19 protein-coding genes are annotated in these 18148 nt (G+C 68.6%); 10 read left to right on the plus strand and 9 right to left on the minus strand.

Features of this window, described 5'->3' with window-relative positions; genetic code table 11:
• Window positions 1-128 precede the first annotated feature (128 nt).
• From mnmE to ACTIEW_RS03000, 6 genes are all read left to right on the plus strand, one after another.
• Window positions 129-1436: a tRNA uridine-5-carboxymethylaminomethyl(34) synthesis GTPase MnmE gene (mnmE, locus tag ACTIEW_RS02975; RefSeq protein ID WP_439476424.1), complete on the plus strand. Its 1308-nt coding sequence runs from the start codon at window positions 129-131 to the stop codon at window positions 1434-1436.
• 68 nt (window positions 1437-1504) lie between these two features.
• Window positions 1505-3361: a tRNA uridine-5-carboxymethylaminomethyl(34) synthesis enzyme MnmG gene (gene mnmG / locus ACTIEW_RS02980; RefSeq protein WP_439476425.1), complete on the plus strand. Its 1857-nt coding sequence runs from the start codon at window positions 1505-1507 to the stop codon at window positions 3359-3361.
• Between the two features lie 53 nt (window positions 3362-3414).
• A complete protein-coding gene (gene rsmG, locus ACTIEW_RS02985) occupies window positions 3415-3987 on the plus strand; it encodes a 16S rRNA (guanine(527)-N(7))-methyltransferase RsmG (protein WP_439476697.1) in 573 nt (190 codons plus the stop codon).
• The gene (locus ACTIEW_RS02990) at window positions 3971-4783 is read left to right on the plus strand and encodes a ParA family protein (protein ID WP_439476426.1); all 813 of its coding nucleotides are present in this window, start codon (window positions 3971-3973) and stop codon (window positions 4781-4783) included. The genes rsmG and ACTIEW_RS02990 overlap by 17 nt, the downstream gene beginning before the upstream one ends.
• A gap of 28 nt (window positions 4784-4811) precedes the next feature.
• On the plus strand, window positions 4812-5699 hold the full coding sequence (locus ACTIEW_RS02995) for a ParB/RepB/Spo0J family partition protein (RefSeq protein ID WP_439476427.1): 888 nt from the start codon (window positions 4812-4814) through the stop codon (window positions 5697-5699).
• Window positions 5700-5837: 138 nt separating this feature from the next.
• Window positions 5838-6023, plus strand: a complete 186-nt coding sequence (locus ACTIEW_RS03000) for a hypothetical protein (RefSeq protein ID WP_439476428.1) — start codon at window positions 5838-5840, stop codon at window positions 6021-6023.
• Between the two features lie 114 nt (window positions 6024-6137).
• Here the strand turns inward: ACTIEW_RS03000 and holA are convergent, their stop codons facing one another.
• The 4 genes from holA to ACTIEW_RS03020 form a co-directional block, all read right to left on the minus strand.
• Complete coding sequence (gene holA / locus ACTIEW_RS03005) at window positions 6138-7190, minus strand: DNA polymerase III subunit delta (RefSeq protein WP_439476429.1); 1053 nt, start codon at window positions 7188-7190, stop codon at window positions 6138-6140.
• Between the two features lie 10 nt (window positions 7191-7200).
• Window positions 7201-7680 carry an LPS assembly lipoprotein LptE gene (gene lptE, locus ACTIEW_RS03010; protein WP_439476430.1) on the minus strand — a complete coding sequence of 160 codons (480 nt, stop codon included), beginning with the start codon at window positions 7678-7680 and terminating at the stop codon, window positions 7201-7203.
• Window positions 7680-10247, minus strand: coding sequence for a leucine--tRNA ligase (gene leuS, locus ACTIEW_RS03015; RefSeq protein WP_439476431.1), 2568 nt, complete (start codon window positions 10245-10247; stop codon window positions 7680-7682). The genes lptE and leuS overlap by 1 nt, the downstream gene beginning before the upstream one ends.
• A 64-nt stretch (window positions 10248-10311) precedes the next feature.
• Complete coding sequence (locus ACTIEW_RS03020; protein ID WP_439476432.1) at window positions 10312-10827, minus strand: DUF3576 domain-containing protein; 516 nt, start codon at window positions 10825-10827, stop codon at window positions 10312-10314.
• Between the two features lie 338 nt (window positions 10828-11165).
• Here ACTIEW_RS03020 and ACTIEW_RS03025 point away from each other — a divergent pair, with 338 nt between their 5' ends.
• Window positions 11166-11579: an NtrZ family periplasmic regulatory protein gene (locus ACTIEW_RS03025; protein ID WP_439476433.1), complete on the plus strand. Its 414-nt coding sequence runs from the start codon at window positions 11166-11168 to the stop codon at window positions 11577-11579.
• On the opposite strand, the gene ACTIEW_RS03030 is transcribed toward ACTIEW_RS03025, so the two are convergent.
• Entirely contained in the window at window positions 11576-12226 is a 651-nt protein-coding gene (locus ACTIEW_RS03030) for a thiamine phosphate synthase (RefSeq protein ID WP_439476434.1), read from the minus strand. The genes ACTIEW_RS03025 and ACTIEW_RS03030 overlap by 4 nt on opposite strands.
• Between ACTIEW_RS03030 and ACTIEW_RS03035 the strand changes: the two genes are divergently transcribed.
• Together ACTIEW_RS03035 and ACTIEW_RS03040 are read left to right on the plus strand one after the other, a co-directional pair.
• Window positions 12225-12944, plus strand: coding sequence for a YggS family pyridoxal phosphate-dependent enzyme (locus ACTIEW_RS03035; RefSeq protein WP_439476435.1), 720 nt, complete (start codon window positions 12225-12227; stop codon window positions 12942-12944). The two genes, ACTIEW_RS03030 and ACTIEW_RS03035, sit on opposite strands and share 2 nt — an antisense overlap.
• Window positions 12945-13006: 62 nt before the next feature.
• Window positions 13007-13693 carry a response regulator transcription factor gene (locus tag ACTIEW_RS03040; protein ID WP_439476436.1) on the plus strand — a complete coding sequence of 229 codons (687 nt, stop codon included), beginning with the start codon at window positions 13007-13009 and terminating at the stop codon, window positions 13691-13693.
• On the opposite strand, the gene ACTIEW_RS03045 is transcribed toward ACTIEW_RS03040, so the two are convergent.
• Entirely contained in the window at window positions 13690-14520 is an 831-nt protein-coding gene (locus ACTIEW_RS03045; RefSeq protein WP_439476437.1) for a hypothetical protein, read from the minus strand. The two genes, ACTIEW_RS03040 and ACTIEW_RS03045, sit on opposite strands and share 4 nt — an antisense overlap.
• 89 nt (window positions 14521-14609) lie before the next feature.
• Here ACTIEW_RS03045 and ACTIEW_RS03050 point away from each other — a divergent pair, with 89 nt between their 5' ends.
• Entirely contained in the window at window positions 14610-16019 is a 1410-nt protein-coding gene (locus ACTIEW_RS03050) for an SLC13 family permease (RefSeq protein WP_439476438.1), read from the plus strand.
• A gap of 3 nt (window positions 16020-16022) precedes the next feature.
• On the opposite strand, the gene ACTIEW_RS03055 is transcribed toward ACTIEW_RS03050, so the two are convergent.
• From ACTIEW_RS03055 to ACTIEW_RS03065, 3 genes are all read right to left on the minus strand, one after another.
• Window positions 16023-16817 carry an exodeoxyribonuclease III gene (locus ACTIEW_RS03055; RefSeq protein ID WP_439476439.1) on the minus strand — a complete coding sequence of 265 codons (795 nt, stop codon included), beginning with the start codon at window positions 16815-16817 and terminating at the stop codon, window positions 16023-16025.
• A 368-nt stretch (window positions 16818-17185) separates the two neighbouring features.
• Complete coding sequence (locus tag ACTIEW_RS03060; RefSeq protein WP_439476440.1) at window positions 17186-17830, minus strand: LolA family protein; 645 nt, start codon at window positions 17828-17830, stop codon at window positions 17186-17188.
• A 164-nt stretch (window positions 17831-17994) separates the two neighbouring features.
• The gene (locus ACTIEW_RS03065) at window positions 17995-18144 is read right to left on the minus strand and encodes a hypothetical protein (protein ID WP_439476441.1); all 150 of its coding nucleotides are present in this window, start codon (window positions 18142-18144) and stop codon (window positions 17995-17997) included.
• Window positions 18145-18148 lie beyond the last annotated feature (4 nt).

Here is an 18148-nt window from a genome sequence, read left to right on the forward strand (position 1 = left end):
TCCCCCCTCGGGGGAGGGGGACCATCCGAAGGATGGTGGAGGGGGACAGCCTTCACGCCGGCGGACCCCCTCCGTCCCGCCGCTGGCGTGGCGCAACACCTCCTCCACGAGGGGGGAGGAGACCGTCCATGACCGACACCATCTTCGCCCTGGCCACCCCGCCGGGCAGGGGGGCCATCGCCATCCTCCGCCTGTCCGGAACCGGGACGGACGCCACCCTGACCGCGCTCGGCGCCGGCGGCCTGAAGCCGCGCGTCGCCGCCCTTCGCGATCTGGTCCACGAAGGGCGTCCCGTCGACCAGGCCCTGGTGCTTCGGTTCCCGGCCCCGAACTCCTACACCGGCGAGGATTGCGCCGAACTGCATCTGCACGGCGGCCGCGCGGTGGTCGAGGCGGCGGGCGAGGCGCTGGCGGCGCTTGGCCTGCGCCCCGCCGACCCCGGCGAGTTCACTCGCCGGGCCTTCGAGAACGGGCGGATGGATCTGGCCCAGGCCGAGGCTGTGGCCGATCTGATTGACGCCGAGACCGCGGCCCAGGCCAGCCAGGCCCTCGGCCAACTCGACGGGGCGTTGAGCCAGACCTACGCTGGATTCCGCCGCGACCTGCTGACCGCCCTGGCCCTGGTTGAGGCCGAGATCGATTTTCCGGACGAGGAGGTTCCAGACAATCTCGCCCGCACCGCCGGACCGGTGCTGGACCGGTTGATAGCCGACTTCAAGGCCGCCCTGGCCGACGCTCGCCGGGGCGAGCGGGTGCGCGAGGGCTACCGCATCGTCCTGATCGGTGAGACCAACGCCGGCAAGTCGTCGCTGTTCAACGCCCTGGTCGCGCGGGAGGCGGCGATCGTCACCCCGATCGCCGGGACGACCCGCGATGTGCTCGACGCAGACCTGATCATCGGCGGCTACGCCGTGACCCTGTCCGACACCGCCGGCCTGCGCGAAAGCGCCGACCCGGTCGAGGCCGAGGGCGTGCGCCGGGCCCGGGCCCGGGCCGAGGCGGCCGACCTGCGTCTGTGGATCCGCGGCCCGGACGATGCCGAGGGCGACGCCGCCGGGTTTGCGCGGCCCGGCGATCTTCTGGTCCTGACCAAGGCCGATCTCGGCGCGGCCCGGACCGTCGAAGGGTTCGAGGCCTTGTCCGTGAGCACCACGACCGGGCGGGGGTTGTCCGAACTCCATGACTGGATCGCCGCCCGACTGGCCCGCGCCCTGTCCGGCGCCGACTTCCCGGCTGTCACGCGGGAGAGACATCGCCGTCGCCTTGCCGAGGCGCTGTGCGCCGCCGAGGCAGGGCGCGCCGCGCTCGATGTCGCGCCCGAGATGGCTGGCGCCGACCTGCGCCGGGCGGCTGACGCCCTGGGCCGGGTCACTGGCGCCATCGGCGTTGAGGATATCCTTGGCGAGGTCTTCTCGACCTTCTGCATCGGCAAATGAGCCGTTTCACGTGAAACACAACGGCCGTCGAGGTGGCGGACGGGGCGGTTTTGCCCTATGTGCCCGCCATGAAGGGTTTTGACGTCATCGTCATTGGCGGGGGGCACGCCGGCTGCGAAGCCGCGGCGGCTTCGGCGCGCGCGGGCGCCCGCACCGTGCTGCTGACCCAGAAGCTCGAGACCATTGGCGAAATGTCCTGCAACCCCGCCATTGGCGGGCTGGGCAAGGGGCATCTGGTGCGCGAGATCGACGCCATGGACGGGCTGATGGCCCGGCTGGGCGACCAGGCCGGCATCCAGTTTCGCCTGCTCAACCGCTCCAAGGGCGCCGCCGTGCGCGGACCCCGCAGCCAGATCGACCGCCGCCTGTACCGCGACGCTATGCAGGCTGAACTGGCGCAGACGCCCAATCTGTCGCTGGTGGCGGGGACGGCCGAGAGTCTGATCCTCGACGGCGGCCGCGTTGTCGGTGTGGTCACGGGCGAGGGCGTTGAACTGCGGGCCGGAGCGGTGGTCCTGACCACAGGCACCTTCCTGAACGGCGTCATTCACAAGGGCGACCAGCGCATTCCCGCCGGCCGCCACGGCGAGGCGCCGTCCACCGGCCTGGCCGCCGACCTCTACGGCGCGGGTTTGCAGATGGGTCGGTTGAAGACCGGCACGCCCGCTCGGCTGGACGGCCGGACGATCGGCTGGGACCGGCTGGAAATGCAGGCGGCCGACGCCGAGCCTGTGCCTTTCAGCTTTTTGACCGACCGGATCGACGTCCCGCAGATCGCCTGCGGCGTCACCCACACGACCGAAGAGACCCACCGGATCATCGCCGACAACCTCGGCGACAGCGCCGTCTATGGCGGTCACCTTTCAGGTAGGGGGCCGCGCTACTGCCCCTCGATCGAGGACAAGGTGGTCCGTTTCGCGGACAAGACCTCACATCAGATCTTCCTGGAGCCGGAAGGGCTCGACGATCCGACCGTCTATCCGAACGGCATTTCGACCTCGGTGTCCGACGCCACCCAGTCGGCCTTTCTGCGGACCATTCCGGGGCTGGAAGCGGTCGAGGTGTTCCGCTTCGGCTACGCCATTGAGTACGACTACGTCGACCCACGCGAGCTGACCCCGGCGCTGGAGGTCAAGAAGCGGCCCGGACTGTATCTGGCCGGCCAGATCAACGGCACGACGGGCTATGAGGAGGCGGGCGCGCAAGGGTTGCTGGCCGGACTGAACGCCGCCCGCGCCGCCGCCAGGTCCGATCCGATCATCCTCGGGCGCGACCGGGCCTATATCGGCGTCATGGTCGACGACCTGGTCACACGTGGCGTGACCGAGCCCTACCGGATGTTCACCAGCCGGGCCGAATACAGGTTGACGCTCCGCGCCGACAATGCCGATCAACGATTGACTCCTCTGGCGACCGAGGCGGGAATCGTCTCATCCCGCAGAGCCCGTGCCTTTGAGGCCAAGGCGGCGGAACTGGCGCAGGCCACCGCCCTCGTTCGCGACGCCCGGTTCACGCCCAGGGAGGCCGCGGCCTTCGGAATCGTCGTCAACGCCGACGGTCAGCGCCGTTCGATTCGCGACCTGCTGGCCTTGCCCGGCGTCGACCTGCGCCAATTCACGGAGGCGTATCCGGCCATCGCCGACTGGTCCGCCCAGGTCCGCGAACAGATCGAGATCGACGCGGGCTACGCCGGCTATCTGGATCGGCAGGCCTCGGACGCGGCGGCCCTGCGGCATGAGGAGGCGCTGGCTCTGCCGGTCGACCTCGACTACGCCGCCATCGGCAGCCTATCCAACGAGGTGCGCGAGAAACTGACCCTGATCCAGCCCCGGACCCTCGGCCAGGCCGGCCGTATCGAGGGCATGACACCGGGCGCCCTGACAGCCCTGCTGTCGCATGTGAAGAAGGCGAAGGTCGCGGCGTGAGCACTCTCGATGCCGCCGAATTCCAGACCCTGAGCGCCGCCACCCCGGCGCAGATGGACGATCTCGGGACGCTGATCGAGCGTCTGACCGCGGCCAATACCGTGATGAATCTCGTGGGGCCGGACAGCCTTCCGGACGTCTGGAACCGCCACATCCTCGATTCCGCCCAGCTGCTCGACCTGGCGCCCGACGCGGCGACCTGGGCCGACCTCGGGGCGGGGGCCGGCTTCCCCGGTCTGGTGCTCGCCATCCTGCTGAAGGACCGGGCTGACAGTCATGTCTGGCTGATCGACAGTCTCGGCAAACGCTGCCGCTTCCTGCAGGAGGTCGTCGAGGCCCTGTCGCTGCGGGCGACGGTGGTCAACGGCCGGGCCGAGGAGCAGCGGATCAAGGTCGATGTCGTCACCGCCCGCGCCCTGGCCCCGATGGAGCGGCTGCTCGGCTATGCACAGCCTTATCTACAGCGGGGCGCACAGGGGCTGTTTCTCAAGGGGGAAAAGGCCGAGGCTGAGTTGATCGAAGCCCGCAAGGTCTGGCAGTTCGACAGCGACCTCTCCGTCTCGCGCAGCGATCCGCGCGGCCGTATCGTTTCCGTCCGGAGCCTCCGACGTGTTCAAAGCCGGTAAGACTCGCGTCCTCGCGGTTTCCAATCAGAAGGGCGGCGTGGGCAAGACCACCACGGCGATCAACCTCGGCACGGCCTTGGCCGCGATCGGCGAACGCGTGCTGATCGTCGACATGGACCCGCAGGGCAATGCCTCCACCGGCCTGGGCGTTCCACGTGAAACACGCCGGGTCACCATCTATGACGTCATTGTGGACGGGCGTTCTGTCGATGAGTCCGCCGTGCCGACGACGGTGCCGGGGCTCGATATCGTGCCTGCGGACGCCGACATGTCGGGCGTCGAGATCGAGCTCAGCCAGGCTGATCGCCGCTCCTTCCGCCTGCGCGATGCCCTGCAGGGGCAGGGGGCCGAGGGCCAGACCCGGTATGACTATGTCCTGATCGACTGCCCGCCGTCGCTCAACCTGTTGACTCTCAACGCCATGGCCGCCGCCGACGCCGTTCTGGTGCCGTTGCAGTGTGAGTTCTTCGCCCTTGAGGGCCTGACCCAGCTGATGAAGACCATCGAGATGGTGCGGCAGAGCCTGAACCCGACGCTGGAGATCCAGGGCCTGGTCCTGACCATGTACGATCGGCGCAGCACCCTGTCCGGACAGGTCGCGGCCGACGTGCGCAGCCATTTCGGCGACAAGGTCTATGAGGCCGTGATCCCGCGGAACGTCCGCGTGGCAGAGGCCCCGTCGTTCGGCAAGCCGGCCCTTATCTACGACCTGAAATGCGCGGGCAGCCAGGCCTATCTGCGTCTCGCCCGCGAGGTGGTGGCGCGAGAAAAAACTCGCCGGCTCCAGGCCGCATGAGCATGATTAGAAGAACGGAATCAATCAGTTGAGCGAACGTCAGCGCGGCCTCGGCCGGGGCCTCTCCGCCCTTCTCGGAGAACAGGTGGCCGAGAGCGCGCCCGTCGACGGCGCCCCGGCGCCCGTCGGCGTCCGAATGGCCCCCATCGAGAGCCTCAAGGCCAATCCCGACCAGCCGCGCAAGATCTTCGACCGGGCCGATCTTGAGGAACTGGCCGCCTCGATCCGCGACAAGGGCGTGCTGCAGCCCATCCTGGTCCGGTCTCATCCGAAGGAGGACGGGGTCTGGCAGATCATAGCCGGCGAGCGGCGTTGGCGCGCGGCCCAGCTGGCGCGCCTGACCGAGGCCCCGATCATCGTCAAGGAGATGGACGATGTCGCCGTGTTCGAGGTCGCCATCATCGAGAACGTCCAGCGCACCGACCTGAATCCGCTGGAGGAAGCCGACGCCTATCGCATGCTGATGGAACGGTTCGGACGCACTCAGGACGCGGTCGCCGGCGTGGTGGGCAAGAGCCGCAGCCATGTGGCCAACACCCTGCGCCTGCTGCAGCTGCCCGAAGAGGTCCTGCACCACGTCCGCACCGGCAAGCTGAGCGCCGGTCACGCCCGCGCCCTGATCACAGCGCCGAATCCCGTCGCCCTGGCCGATAAGATCGTGGCCGAGGGGCTGAACGTCCGTCAGGCCGAGGCTCTGGCTCGCCGCGCCGCCGACCGACCGCAGAGCCGCAAGCCCGGCGCGCCTCCCGCCGGCGGCGAAGGCTCGGCCGATGTCGCGGCGCTGGAGCAGGATCTGGCCGATGCGCTCGGCCTGAAGGTCCAACTGGCCGATCGGGGCGGCAAGGGGGAGCTGACCATCCACTACGGCACGCTGGAGCAGCTCGACGATCTGTGCCGCCGATTGATGCGCGGCTGAAGCCGGACCGTGCTAGAGCGAAATCGGTCTTGGTGGACGCAGTCCGCCAAGGCTCAGATTTCGCTCCAGCGTAATTCTGGACCATTTTTTGGATTCAGGTCGATTCGACCTGAAGCAAAAATGGTCTAGGCTGACGGCATGACCGACAAGCCTTCCAACCCGACCGCCGAAGCCATGAAACGCGCCCTCGCCGCCAAGAAGGCGAGCGGCGGTCCTTCACATGGCGGGGTTCAAGGCTCCGCGCGGGCCGAGGAAAGGGCGCAGCAGGCGCGCAGCGCCGCCCTCGCCAAGCCCGCCTTCCGCAAAGCCTCCAAGCGCGGCTAGGGCCCCCGCGAATGAGGGTTGGCTCGCGCCGTATCGCCTGTCTCTCAACTCTCTCCCGGGCGTAGCTGAAATCCTCGTGAAACTGTCGCTGAATTCCTCGCCGGTTCCGGCGGCCTAGAGGCCGAGTCGCCTGGCCCGCGCCGAGATTTCCAGCAGCAGGCGTTCGGCGATCAGCTGGTCCGGCGAGCCGGTCGTCTTGGTCGCCACATCGGCCGTGTTGACGCTGTCCAGCACACGGTCGAGATCTTCCAGCCGCCAGGTGCGCGCCTGACGCAGCATTTCGGCCTCCTGTTTCCAGAACACGCCGGCCGCCTTGGCCGCCTCCTTGGCCCCGGCGCCATTGGCCTGAAGCACATTGATCCGCCGCAGCTTGCCGAGATGGATGGACGCTTGTCTCACCGCCATGACAGGCGATTCTCCCTCGGCGAGGGCGCGGCGCAGGCCCGACTGGGCCGGGGCGGGGCGTCCGCCGAAGGCCTGGAGCGCCGCGTCCTGCAGGGAGGCGTCGGCCTCGACCCCCAGATGCCGCTCCAGCTCCTCCACATCGATGGTCTTGCCCGAACCCGGACCGATGTAGAGCGCCAACCGCTCGATCTCCTGCCGCATCAGCCCGCGTTCGCGGGGCAGGCGGCTGACAAACCGGTCGAGGGCGTCGCCGGTCAGCCCGACCTTGTCGGTCGCCAGGGCCTCGCGCGTCATCCGCGCGATGTCGCCGGTCTCGTCCTCGTAACAGGCGATGCCGACAGCACCCTGCGAGGCCTCAGCCGCCTTGCGCAGCGCGGAGTCGCGGCCCAACGCCCCCGCCTCGATGACCAGCATGGCGTCGGGATTGTAGCCGCCGTCGGCATGGACCTTGAGCGCGGCGGCGAGCGCCTTGTCGATGGAGGCTTTCTCCGATCCCAGCCGGACCCGCACGAGACGCCGCCCGCCGATCATTGACAGGGCGGTGAGGGCCTCTTCAAGCCGACCATCGTCGCCGTCAATGTCGCTGTCGGTCAGCAGGGTGACGTTGAACGGGTCGTTGAGATCCGGCGTGATCGCCTTGCACAGGATTTCGGCGCGCTCGCCGACACCCGACCGGTCCTTGCCGTGGATGACGGCGGCGCGAACGCCCCGGTCCGGCGACTTGAGGAAACGATCGACCTCGGGGCGTTTCGCCAGAATCATCGGGCGTGAATCATGGCTGGTCCAACAGGGCCCGCATCAGGCCGAGCCGGATCAGACGGGCCAGTTCGGCGGCGGCGCGCTCCTCGCCGTCCTGCTGGGCGGCGATGGCGGCGAAGGGCTGGTCGGCGGCGGCATAGGTGGTGGTGACGGTCTCGACGCCCGAGACGGCCGGGCCGCCGCCTGTTGGAGTCAGGGTCCAGGCGCCGCGAACAGTCAGCTCATAGCGCGTAGCGGTGTCGTCGATGCGGCGGCCCAGCGGGCGGCGCGACTGTTCCAGCACGGTCTCCAGCCTCCAGAGCGGGGTCTGGGCGCCGTCGCGGCCAAGCGCGTCTTCAAGCTGTTCGCGCACGCGGTAGCCGAGGCGATCATCCTGGGTGGTCACGGCGATACGTGACAGGGATGAGCCGACGGCGGTCTCGCCATACAGGGGCGTGAAGCCGCAGCCGGCCAGTCCCAGCACCGCAAAAGCGGCCAGCGAAAGGGCCCGCATCAGCCGACCACCAGATTGACGATGCGATCCTTGACCACCACGATCTTCCTCACCGTCTGACCCTCCAGCCGCGCCTGGACCTCGGCGTCTGCCATGACAATGGCCTCGACCTCGGCCGGCTCCAGACCCCGGGCGACGCGGATTTCGCCGCGGCGTTTGCCGTTGATCTGGATGGGCAGGGTCACCTCGTCGTCGGCCGCCAACGCCGGGTCGAATTCCGGCCAGGGCGCGTCCAGCACCATCCCCTCTTCGCCGAGCCGCGTCCAGCACTCCTCCGCCAGGTGGGGGGTGAAGGGGGCGATCAATCGGGTCAGGGCGGACAGGGCCTGACGCCGCGCCGCGCCGCCCGCCGTCCCGTGATCGCGCACGACGGCGACGAAGGCGTAGAGTTTGGCGATGGCCGAGTTGAAGCGGAAGCCGCTGACGCCCTCGGAGACTGCCTTGATGGCCTTGTGGGTCTCGCGGATCAGCGTGGCGTCGGACTCATGGGCGGGCGCCTCGGCATCGAAGCCGTCGACCTCGGCCCAGACACGCTGGACGAAGCGGCCCGCGCCCTCGACGCCGCCGGGCGTCCATTGCACATCGCGCTCGGGCGGGCTGTCGGACAGGACGAACAGTCGGCCGGCGTCCACGCCATAGGTGTCGACGATTTCCTGCGGGGCGACGACGTTCTTCTTCGATTTCGACATCTTCTCAATGTCGCCGATGGTCAGGGCCTCGCCGGTGGACAGCTGCCGCGCCGAGCGTTTGCCGGCCTCGTTGGCCAGTTCGACGTCGGTGGGTTCGACCCAGACGCCATCGGCGCGACGGTAGGTTTCGTGGATCACCATCCCTTGGGTAAACAGGCCCGCAAACGGCTCGCGCACCGACATCAGGCCTGCGTCCGACAGGGCGCGGCTGATAAAGCGGGCATAGAGCAGGTGCAGGACCGCGTGCTCGACCCCGCCGATATACTGGTCGACCGGCAGCCATTTGTCGGCGGCGGTGCGGGAGATCGGTTCCGCCGCAGTCGGATCGGCGAAGCGGGCGAAATACCAGCTGGAGTCGACGAAGGTATCGAGCGTGTCGGTCTCGCGGACGGCCTCGCCGCCACAGGTCGGGCAGGCGACGTGCTTCCAGGTCGGGTGGCGGTCGAGTGGATTGCCGGGTGTGTCGAAGGTGACGTCCCTGGGCAGTTCGACCGGCAGCTGATCCGCTGGAACGCCGACAGGGCCGCATGTCGCGCAGTGGATCACGGGGATGGGACATCCCCAGTAACGCTGGCGGCTGACGCCCCAGTCCCGCAGACGGTAGATGGTTGCACCTTGGCCCGCGCCTGCCTCCTCGATCCGGCGGATGGCTTCGGCCTTGGCGGGCTCGATCTCGAGCCCGTTCAGGAAGTCGGAGTTGAACAGCCGCCCGGGGCCGACGTAAGCTTCTGTTTCAACATCGAAATCATTACCCGCGCCGTCCGGTCTCACCACCGGGACGACCGGCAGGCGATATTTACGGGCGAAGTCGAGATCGCGCTGGTCGTGGGCCGGGCAGCCGAAGATGGCCCCGGTGCCGTATTCTGACAGGATGAAGTTCGCGATCCAGACACTGACCTCGCGGCCATCGAATGGGTGGATGACCTTTAGCCCGGTGTTGAAACCGATCTTCTCGGCCTGTTCGATTTCGGCCTGGGTCGATCCGCCCTTGCGGCATTCGGCGATGAAGGCGGCGGCGGCCGGATTGGTTTCGGCGATCTCGCGCGCGACCGGGTGATCGGGGGCGACGCCCATGAAGCTGGCGCCGAACAGGGTGTCGGGCCGGGTGGTGTAGATCTCCAGGCCGTGGGGAGCGGCGGCGGGAGCCTCGCCGGCCCATTTCCACGTCATCTGCAGGCCCTTCGACCGGCCGATCCAGTTCTCCTGCATCAGCCGGACCTTGTCGGGCCAGCGGCCCTCAAGCTCCTTGAGGCCCTCGATCAGGTCGTCAGCATAGTCGGTGATACGCAGGAACCACTGGTTCAGCTTGCGCTTCTCGACCACGGCGCCCGAGCGCCAGCCGCGGCCATCCACCACCTGCTCATTGGCCAGAACGGTATTGTCGACCGGATCCCAGTTGACCACCGAGTCCTTGCGATAGACCAGGCCGCGCTTGAGCAACTCGAGGAACCAGGCCTGCTGCTTGCCGTAATAGGCCGGGTCGCAGGTGGCGAACTCGCGCGACCAGTCCAGCGACAGGCCCAGCAGCTTCAGCTGGTCGCGCATCGTGGCGATGTTGGACCAGGTCCAGTCGCCGGGGTGAACGCCGCGCTCGATGGCCGCGTTCTCGGCCGGAAGTCCGAAGGCGTCCCAGCCCATCGGGTGCAGGACGTCGAACCCCTGCGCCCGCTTCGACCGCGCCACCACATCGCCCATGACGTAGTTGCGGGCGTGACCCATGTGGATGGCCCCTGACGGATAGGGGAACATCTCCAGCACATAGTATTTCGGCCGTCCCGTGCCTTCGGTCGGCATGCGGAAGGCGTCAGCGGCCGCCCAGCGGGCCTGCTGGCGGGGTTCGGCGGTCTTGGGTTCGTAGCGAACCGGGGTCTTGGCCACGGGAGTCTTTCAGGCTGCTCCTTCAGGAACAGGCCCGACGGAGGCTAGGCGATGGGGAGGGTGATCAGCCGGCGTTCGAAAGATTGAGCTGGCGCGCCTTGGTCAGGATGGCGTTTTCCAGATCGGTTTCGGTCTGGGCCGCGACCCGGGCGCCGGTCCAGCAACCGGCGGTGTCGACTTCCGCGTCGGCGTCCGCCGGGTTGGGCGTGCAACCGGGGCGCAGGACCTGTTTGGTGATGCTGACGTTCAGGGCGTCGGCGCGCAGGCGGCGGTCGAGGATGAACACGGTCGCCTTGAAGCGCTCGTTCGGCGTCTGGGGATCGATGTACCAGCCGTAGTTGATGACGCCGCCCCACGGATCGGCGTTGGCCAGCGGCATGAAGCTCAGCGTGTCGAGGGTGGCGCGCCACAGATAGGCGTTGACGCCGATACCCGTCTGCGCGTCCGCCGCAGCCTGGGCGCTGCCCCTGCCGCTGAACACCTCGCCCACAGTCGGACCAAACGGGCGGTTGGCGGAACAGCTGCCCAGCAGAACGCACGAGGTGATCAGGGCGACCGTCGCGCCGCGAACCAGCACCATCGAGACTTCTCCATAAGATCATGACGTGCAGCGGACCGGTTCCAACGCACGCGCTGGCTCTAACCGAACACGGTCCGAACCGAAGCGTCGCTCTATAACACGGCGAAAAGGGGCTATGACAAGGCGAAGACGCATTCGAACGAGCGGCCGATGGCCATGAGGGGGCGGGACGGGAGCGCGGCGGGCGATTCACGTGACGCTCGCGCCACAGGAGTCTTCCAGAGTCGCAGGGAACCGGGTTGCAGTAGCGCCGTTTCGTTGACCGGGCTGGCCAGCGGTGTCTAACTGCTGGTGATCGCGATGTATCCGTCGTGAGTGAAGGGCAGGACATGCGCCGAATGACGCGCAAGACGGGCGCTCTGATCGCCGGACTGGCCGGGGGGCTAACGCTCCTGGCTATGGCCGACGTCGCCTCGGCGCAGGCCGCCGGCGCACCTGCGCGCGCTCGCGCGCCCACTGTTTCCCTGACCGAAGCCCAGGCCGCTCGCGCCGCCGCGGCACAGCCTGGCTCGTCCCGCCTGCGTTTCACCGAGCGCGGCCGCTGGGGTCTGGACCTGAACCTCAGCCAGCCCGTCGGCCGTGAAAGCAACCTCGGCGACGTTGAGGCCGGGGCCTATTACCGCGTCAACCCGCGTCTGCGCGTCGGCGCCGCCGCCGGTCTGGCCGAGCCCGAGAGCGATCCGGCCCGCGCGCCCCAGACCGACCGTCGCGCCGCACCACGCTTCCGGCTGGAATCGATCTTCCGCTTCTAGTCCGGCCCGAACGCCGTCTGGATCGCCGACACTCCCGCAATTCCGCACGCGCCCGAGCCGATGAGGCCGTGCACATTGCCGCCGTCGATCCCGCCGAGGGCGTAGACCGGGCAAGGCGCGGCCTCGACCCATGATGTAAAGGTCGTCAGCCCAAGCGCCGGGCGGTCCGCAGAGGCCCCGCCCGCCGGAAACACCGGCGACACGATCAGGGCGCCCGGCCCCGGTGTGCTCAAACCAGCCAGGGAATGCGCCGCGCCGGTGATGATCCAGTCTGGCTGCAGCGCGGCCAGCCCCGCCGCCTGATCCAGCGCCCGTTCGGGCAGATGGACCCCGTCCGCGCCGACCGACTCAGCCAGCTCGGCGTCCAGTCCAATCAGCAGCAGGCCGTCGCGACTCCGCGTGGCCTCCCTCAGACGCAGCGCCGTCTCACGCGCATCGGGCCGGCCGAAATGCCGGAACACGACGCCCGAGCCAGCCGGCAGTCGCGCCGCCGTCTCCCACGGCCGCGGCGTCCGGTCCGGGTCGGTGAAAAACAGCAGCGGCGGCAGGCTCGGTCGCGCCCGGTCGCGCGCCCGGCTGACTTTGGCGGCGTCCCGTGCGAGGACGCTGGCGGCTTCCCACAGGATTTCGGCGTCCGCCCGGTTCATGACCCCCTCATCTCCCGAACCCGTTCCTTCGTCCAGCGCCATGGCCGCGCGGCTGGAAACCATTCAGCGGCGCATCGCCGCCGCCTGCCGCGCCTCCGGCCGGGCCTCTGCCGGCGTGACCCTGACGGCCGTGTCCAAGACCCAGCCGCCCGAGGCCATCGAGGCGGCCCTCGCCGCGGGCCAGCGCGTCTTCGGCGAAAACCGGGTGCAGGAGGCGCAGGGTCGCTGGAACAGCCGCCGCGACGGGATCGTGGGTCTCGAGCTAAGGCTGATCGGGCCGCTGCAGTCGAACAAGGCCGCCGACGCCGTCGCCCTGTTCGATGTCATCGAGACCCTCGACCGGCCGAAACTCGCCGATGCCCTGGTCGCGGCGGGGGTTCGGGTCGGCAAGCCCGTTCGCGTCCTGATCCAGGTCAACACTGGCGCCGAACCCCAGAAGGCGGGCGTCCTGCCCGGTGACGCCGGCGAACTGGTCGATTACGCCCGGGCCGCGGGCCTGATCGTCGAGGGGCTGATGTGCATCCCACCTGCCGAGGAGGCGCCGGGACCGCATTTCGCCCTGCTGCGCAAGATCGCGCGCCGACACGGGCTGGAGACCCTGTCGATGGGGATGAGCGGCGACTTTGAGACCGCGATCCGCTTCGGTGCGACCCATGTGCGGGTCGGATCGTCGCTGTTCGGGGAACGAAAGGGCCCCGAAACACCCTCTATGGACTGAAAACCGCTCCGCTTTCAGTCCGACCCTTGGCGGATCGGGCGACGCTCGCCATTCTGGTACCCATGCCCACGCCCAAGACCATCCTGATCATCGACGACGACGACGACCTGCGGGAGGCTCTGGCCGAGCAGTTGGCGTTGCACGAGGCCTTCCGGCCGGTCCAGGCCGCCACGGCGGCCGAGGGCGTGCGCATGGGCCGCGAGGTCCGCGCCGACCTGATCCTGCTGGATGTCGACCTGCCCGACATGGACGGCCGCGAAGCCTGTCGTCTGCTGCGCAAGGACGGAGTCTCGACCCCGATCATCATGTTGACCGGCCAGGCTTCGGATTCCGACACCGTCCTGGGGCTGGAGTCGGGAGCCAATGACTATGTCACCAAGCCCTTCCGCTTCGCCGTGTTGCTGGCCCGCATCCGCGCCCATCTGCGCAGCCACGAACAGTCCGAGGACGCCGTCTTCCGCATCGGCCCCTATGAGTTCCGTCCGGCCGCCAAGGTTCTGATCGACGACAAGGCCCGCAAGGTGCGGCTGACCGAGAAGGAAACCAACATCCTCAAATACCTCTACCGCGCCGGGGCCAAGGCCGTGTCGCGCGAGGAGCTGCTGACCGAGGTCTGGGGCTATAACGCCGGGGTCACCACCCACACGCTGGAAACCCACATCTATCGCCTGCGCCAGAAGATCGAGCCTGAGCCCGGCCAGGCGCGGCTGCTGCTCACCGATGCGGGCGGATACCGGCTTCAGCCCTAACCGGGCCGCCACTCGCTGAGCACCGCCCCGGTCGCTCCGTCCTCGAAAGCGATGCGATCCACGGCCGCGCCGACGGCGCAGGCCGGGGGCCGTTCCGGCGAGATGACCCGGCAGCGAATCACCCGCTCGTCAGCCCATCCGACAAACCGGCCTTCCAGAACCAGCCGGTAGCCCTGTGCGGGCCTCGCGACCGGCTCCTCCCCCTCGGCGCGAACCACATGGGTGAAGGTCTGATCGCCGGATCGCCCGACCCGCGAGGCGCCCGTCGGGCGACCCATGACAAGGGCGGCGACCCGCGCCGGGAGCGGAACGGCCGGGGCTTCAGCCTCCCGGACACTCCAGGCCGGGCAGGCCTCCGAACGCATCCACGGCTGATTGATCCAGACGCCGGACAAGGTTTCGAACCCCTCGGGCGCCGGGCCCGACACGTCGCCGTCCGTCCAGTCCACGGGGGACAGCGTCAGGCGGATCGTCCGCCCGTCGGCCGAGGCGGCCCAACGGGGTGTTCCGTCACGGGTTGCGGGTTCGCCTGAAGGGGCCGTTTGCGGGCCGAAACAGCCGAACGCCACCCGCAGGGAGAAGGTGCGGCCGACCAGGGGCTCGGGTCCGGCGCGCGCGACGCCTGCCGCAGTGTCGGAGGCGGCGGCGTCGACGGCGGCGAGGATGGCGGCCCTGTCCAGTGTCGGCGACGGCGCGGCCGACGGGGCCGCCGGTTCCGGCGGCGGCGGCGCGGCCGGTTCGACAGGCCGGTCGCAGCCCACGACCACGCTTCCCGCCAAAACCAGCGCCGCCGCGGTCCGCCAATGGACCTTCATCTCGAAAACCATGGAACAAGCCTAGCACATCGTCCGCTTGGACAGGGGGCGCCCCGGTGTGGGACCCTTCTCAGGAAGCTGCCGGGGGCCAGCGCCGTTCCATGACCTTCGATCAAATCGCGGCTCTGGTGGTCCTGACGGCGGTGGTCGGCGTGCTGATCCACGGCCATGTGCGGGCCGACGTCGTCGCCCTGACCGGGGCGGCGGCCCTGCTGCTGCTGGGCGTGGTGCGCCCCGTGGAGGTACAGGGAGCCTTCGCCAGCCCCGCCGTCATCGCCCTGGCCGGTCTGTTCGTCATCGCCTACGCCATCGAACTGTCCGGCCTGCTGGGGCTGATGATCCGCCAGGCGACGAAGCTGGCGGCGCGGGTCGGCGCGATCGGGGTCTGGGCCGTGATCGGGATGTGCGGCGTCCTGGGCGGGTTTCTCAACAATACGCCGGTGGTGGTGCTTGCGGCCCCGGTGATCCGCGATGTCGCCCAGTCGCTGAAGCTGTCGCCCAAACGCTTTCTGATGCCGCTCAGCCACGTCTCGGTGCTGGGCGGGCTGATGACCTTGATCGGCACCTCGACCAATCTGCTCGTCAACGACATGGCCCGCAACGCCGGCCAGCCTGTGTTCACCCTGTTCGAAATCACCCCGGTGGGGCTGAGCATCGCCGCCGTCGGCGGCCTCTGGCTGTATTTCATCGGCGCGCGGCAGCTGGGGCGCAGCGTGGCGGCCGACGAGGCGGAACAGGCGCGGTTGGCCGAGATGGAAGAGGCCCGGCGCGAGGCGGCGTCCGAGGCGGCAGCGCGCAGGCGTCGCATTCTTCCCTTCAACCTGCCGCGTCTGGGCGAGGCCCGCACTAACGCTGACGGTTCCGGCGACGCTCATCTGGGCGACGTGGCCCTGTTCGGGGCGGCCGACCGCCCGTTCCACCTGCGTCGCGCCTCGATCGCCCTCGGGGTGTTCGTGGCGGTGGTCGCCGCGGCCGGACTCGGCCTCGTCCCCATCGCTGCTTCGGCCTTTGCCGGGGCCGTGGCCCTGATCCTTCTGCGGGTGCTCACCGCGGAGGAGGCCTATGCGGGGCTGCGGCCCGAGATACTGCTGTTGATCGCCGGGATGGTGGTCATCGGGATCGCCATTGAGGTCACCGGACTGGCCGCGACGGGAGCGGACATGCTGATCGAGGTGATCCGGCCGTTCGGGCCGCTGGTCGCCCTGATCATCCTGTACGGGGTCACCCTGTTCGCGACGGAACTGCTGTCAAACGCCACGGTGGCGGTGCTGATCACCCCGATCGCGGTGGCCCTGGCCGAGAGCCTCGGGGTCGATCCACGGCCCTTCCTTGTCTGCGTGATGATGGCCGCTTCCGCCGCCTTCGCCACGCCATTCGGCTATCAGACCAATGTGCTGGTCTTCCAGATGGGCAGCTACAGCTACATGGATTTCGTGCGCGTCGGCGTGCCGTTGAACCTGATCACCTGGGTCGCAGCCATGATCGCCATCCCGATCTTCTTCCCGTTCTGAGGTTCAGACCGCCAGATCCATCGTCACCGGCGCGTGGTCGCTGGGCTGGGTCCATTCGCGGACCGTGTCGTGGATACGGGCGCTGCCGGGTATGACCGCCGCCGTCAGGCCCGGCGAGGTCCACAGGTGGTCGAGTCGCAGGCCCCGGTTCGATTTGCGGAAGTCGGCGGCGCGATAGCTCCACCAGCTGGCCAGCTTCTGCGGCTCGGGGATCTGGTCGCGGACCGCATCTGCGAAGTCGCCGGCCGCCTGCAACCGGCGCAGGGTCTCGACCTCCAGCGGCGTATGGCTGACGATCTTCGACATATAGCGGTGGTTCCAGACGTCGTTCTCGCCCGGCGCGATGTTGAAATCGCCGGCCAGAACCAGCGGCCGCTGCCGGTCTCGCCCGCCCATTTCGGCCGTCAGGCGGTCATAGAAGTCCATCTTGTGATCGAATTTCGGGTTCAGCGCCCGGTCAGGCACATCGCCGCCCGCGGGAATGTAGAAATTCTGCACCTCGACGCCGTCGACCATGACCCCGACGCAGCGGGCGTGCCCTTCGCGGCAGACGTCGAGGACCGGCGCCGCCGTGATCGGCTTGCGGCTGGCGATCGCCACCCCGTGCCAGCCCTTCTGACCGCCAATCTTCAGGTGGGGCAGGCCCATGGCCTCAAAGGCCGCGCGGGGGAACTGGTCCTCCAGGCATTTGATCTCCTGCAGACACAGGATGTCAGTTCCGCTCTCTGAGACGAAGCGCGCGACCTGGTCGATGCGCAGTCGGACGGAGTTGATGTTCCAGGTGGCGATGCGAAGCATCGCTGAATCCTAGTGGGCGCGCGGTCAAAAGGCTCCGCCTTTTCGACCCGACGCGCGCCGGCGAAGCATCTTTTTCAGGGGGCGCGGTCAGAAGGCTCCGCCTTCTCGACCCGACGCGCCCCAGGCGCAAGCGCAGGCTTCGCGCTCAAGCAGCGAGCCGCCGCGCGGCGAGCGTTAGCGCCCCAGGGCGACTTCGTCGCCCGACAAAAGAGCGCCCGGTCGGGGGGACCGGGCGCTGGAAGGTTCGTCTCTATCGCCGCCGGGAAGGGGATGAAATCCGCAGCGGGTCAGATCAGCTCCGCCGACCTGTGATGAAAGTGCCACGGTCGGTGAAAAATGTCAAATCATCGCTCGCCCCTCAGGCGAAATCAGTTCCGCCCCGGACGCCGGGTCGGATCGCGCAGCTGGAACAGGCTGGCGGCGAGGTTCGGGGCCGGCGTAAGCGAGGTCAGCTGGGTCCGGGTGCTCCCGCCCTGGGCGTCGCGGATGGTCCATTCATGCAGACGAATGGGGTTTCCGGCGAAGGACAGGATGACCGAGCCCTCATCGGGCCGGCGCGCATCGCGGGCGGTGATGGCGAAAGCGCCGGACGCCATGCGGGTGACCCGGTCGATGCGCACACCCTGATCGAAGCGGACGTTTCGAGCCAGGAAGGTCGACAGCGGCGTGGCGCTCAGCGGCACCTGACGGAAGACGTTCAGGCGCGGGTCGTAGCGTTTGACGTTGGAGCCGTCCGACACCACCAGCAGCCCCGACGGATTGGTGTATTCGAACCGCATCCTGCCCGGGCGCTGCAGGTAGAAGCGGCCTTCGCGGCGGTTGGCGCCCGTGGTCTCGACGAAATTGCCCTGGGCGGAGGTCAGGCCCTGCAGATAGGTCTGGGCCTGGGCGAGGACAGCACGGTCCTCGGCCGACAGCGCGCTCTGGGCGGCGGCGGGCATGGCGGCGCCAAGGCCCGCAATTCCGGCGATGGCGGCGGTTCCAAGGGCAAAGGCGCGGCGTGAGACGGTCATAGGGGTCTTCTCCCGTTCGGGATGGTTGTTGATCATGCCGTCATGCGGTCCCCGAATGGCGCGGGCATGACGCGAGCCTGACCATATTCCGGCGCTGCGATGAAGGCCTGTTCAGGCTCGGAGGTTCCGAAAGGACCTGTTTGACGGACAGATCAGGACGACGATCATGAACCGGCGGGGGCGATGATCTCTATATCGACTGACTCGTCGGTGTAGCTGATCTCCCGCATCGAGAGGTTCGTCACCATCCAGATCGCCGCGGCGAGCGTGACGATTCCGAGCGCCAGCAAGAGGATGCGGGTTCGTTTGGTCATTCGG

It is taken from the genome of Brevundimonas sp. (genome assembly GCF_051860745.1).
Classification (GTDB): Bacteria; Pseudomonadota; Alphaproteobacteria; order Caulobacterales; family Caulobacteraceae; genus Brevundimonas.

What these genes read in the sequence shown, in the direction of transcription:
- mnmE (WP_439476424.1), top strand. Translation starts at nt 129, where the DNA reads ATGACCGACACCATCTTCGCCCTGGCCACCCCGCCGGGCAGGGGGGCC.
- mnmG (WP_439476425.1), top strand. Translation starts at nt 1,505, where the DNA reads ATGAAGGGTTTTGACGTCATCGTCATTGGCGGGGGGCACGCCGGCTGC.
- rsmG (WP_439476697.1), top strand. Translation starts at nt 3,415, where the DNA reads ATGGACGATCTCGGGACGCTGATCGAGCGTCTGACCGCGGCCAATACC.
- ACTIEW_RS03000 (WP_439476428.1), top strand. Translation starts at nt 5,838, where the DNA reads ATGACCGACAAGCCTTCCAACCCGACCGCCGAAGCCATGAAACGCGCC.
- holA (WP_439476429.1), bottom strand. Translation starts at nt 7,190, where the DNA reads ATGATTCTGGCGAAACGCCCCGAGGTCGATCGTTTCCTCAAGTCGCCG.
- lptE (WP_439476430.1), bottom strand. Translation starts at nt 7,680, where the DNA reads ATGCGGGCCCTTTCGCTGGCCGCTTTTGCGGTGCTGGGACTGGCCGGC.
- ACTIEW_RS03020 (WP_439476432.1), bottom strand. Translation starts at nt 10,827, where the DNA reads ATGGTGCTGGTTCGCGGCGCGACGGTCGCCCTGATCACCTCGTGCGTT.
- ACTIEW_RS03025 (WP_439476433.1), top strand. Translation starts at nt 11,166, where the DNA reads ATGACGCGCAAGACGGGCGCTCTGATCGCCGGACTGGCCGGGGGGCTA.
- ACTIEW_RS03035 (WP_439476435.1), top strand. Translation starts at nt 12,225, where the DNA reads ATGACCCCCTCATCTCCCGAACCCGTTCCTTCGTCCAGCGCCATGGCC.
- ACTIEW_RS03030 (WP_439476434.1), bottom strand. Translation starts at nt 12,226, where the DNA reads ATGAACCGGGCGGACGCCGAAATCCTGTGGGAAGCCGCCAGCGTCCTC.
- ACTIEW_RS03040 (WP_439476436.1), top strand. Translation starts at nt 13,007, where the DNA reads ATGCCCACGCCCAAGACCATCCTGATCATCGACGACGACGACGACCTG.
- ACTIEW_RS03045 (WP_439476437.1), bottom strand. Translation starts at nt 14,520, where the DNA reads ATGGTTTTCGAGATGAAGGTCCATTGGCGGACCGCGGCGGCGCTGGTT.
- ACTIEW_RS03050 (WP_439476438.1), top strand. Translation starts at nt 14,610, where the DNA reads ATGACCTTCGATCAAATCGCGGCTCTGGTGGTCCTGACGGCGGTGGTC.
- ACTIEW_RS03055 (WP_439476439.1), bottom strand. Translation starts at nt 16,817, where the DNA reads ATGCTTCGCATCGCCACCTGGAACATCAACTCCGTCCGACTGCGCATC.
- ACTIEW_RS03060 (WP_439476440.1), bottom strand. Translation starts at nt 17,830, where the DNA reads ATGACCGTCTCACGCCGCGCCTTTGCCCTTGGAACCGCCGCCATCGCC.
- ACTIEW_RS03065 (WP_439476441.1), bottom strand. Translation starts at nt 18,144, where the DNA reads ATGACCAAACGAACCCGCATCCTCTTGCTGGCGCTCGGAATCGTCACG.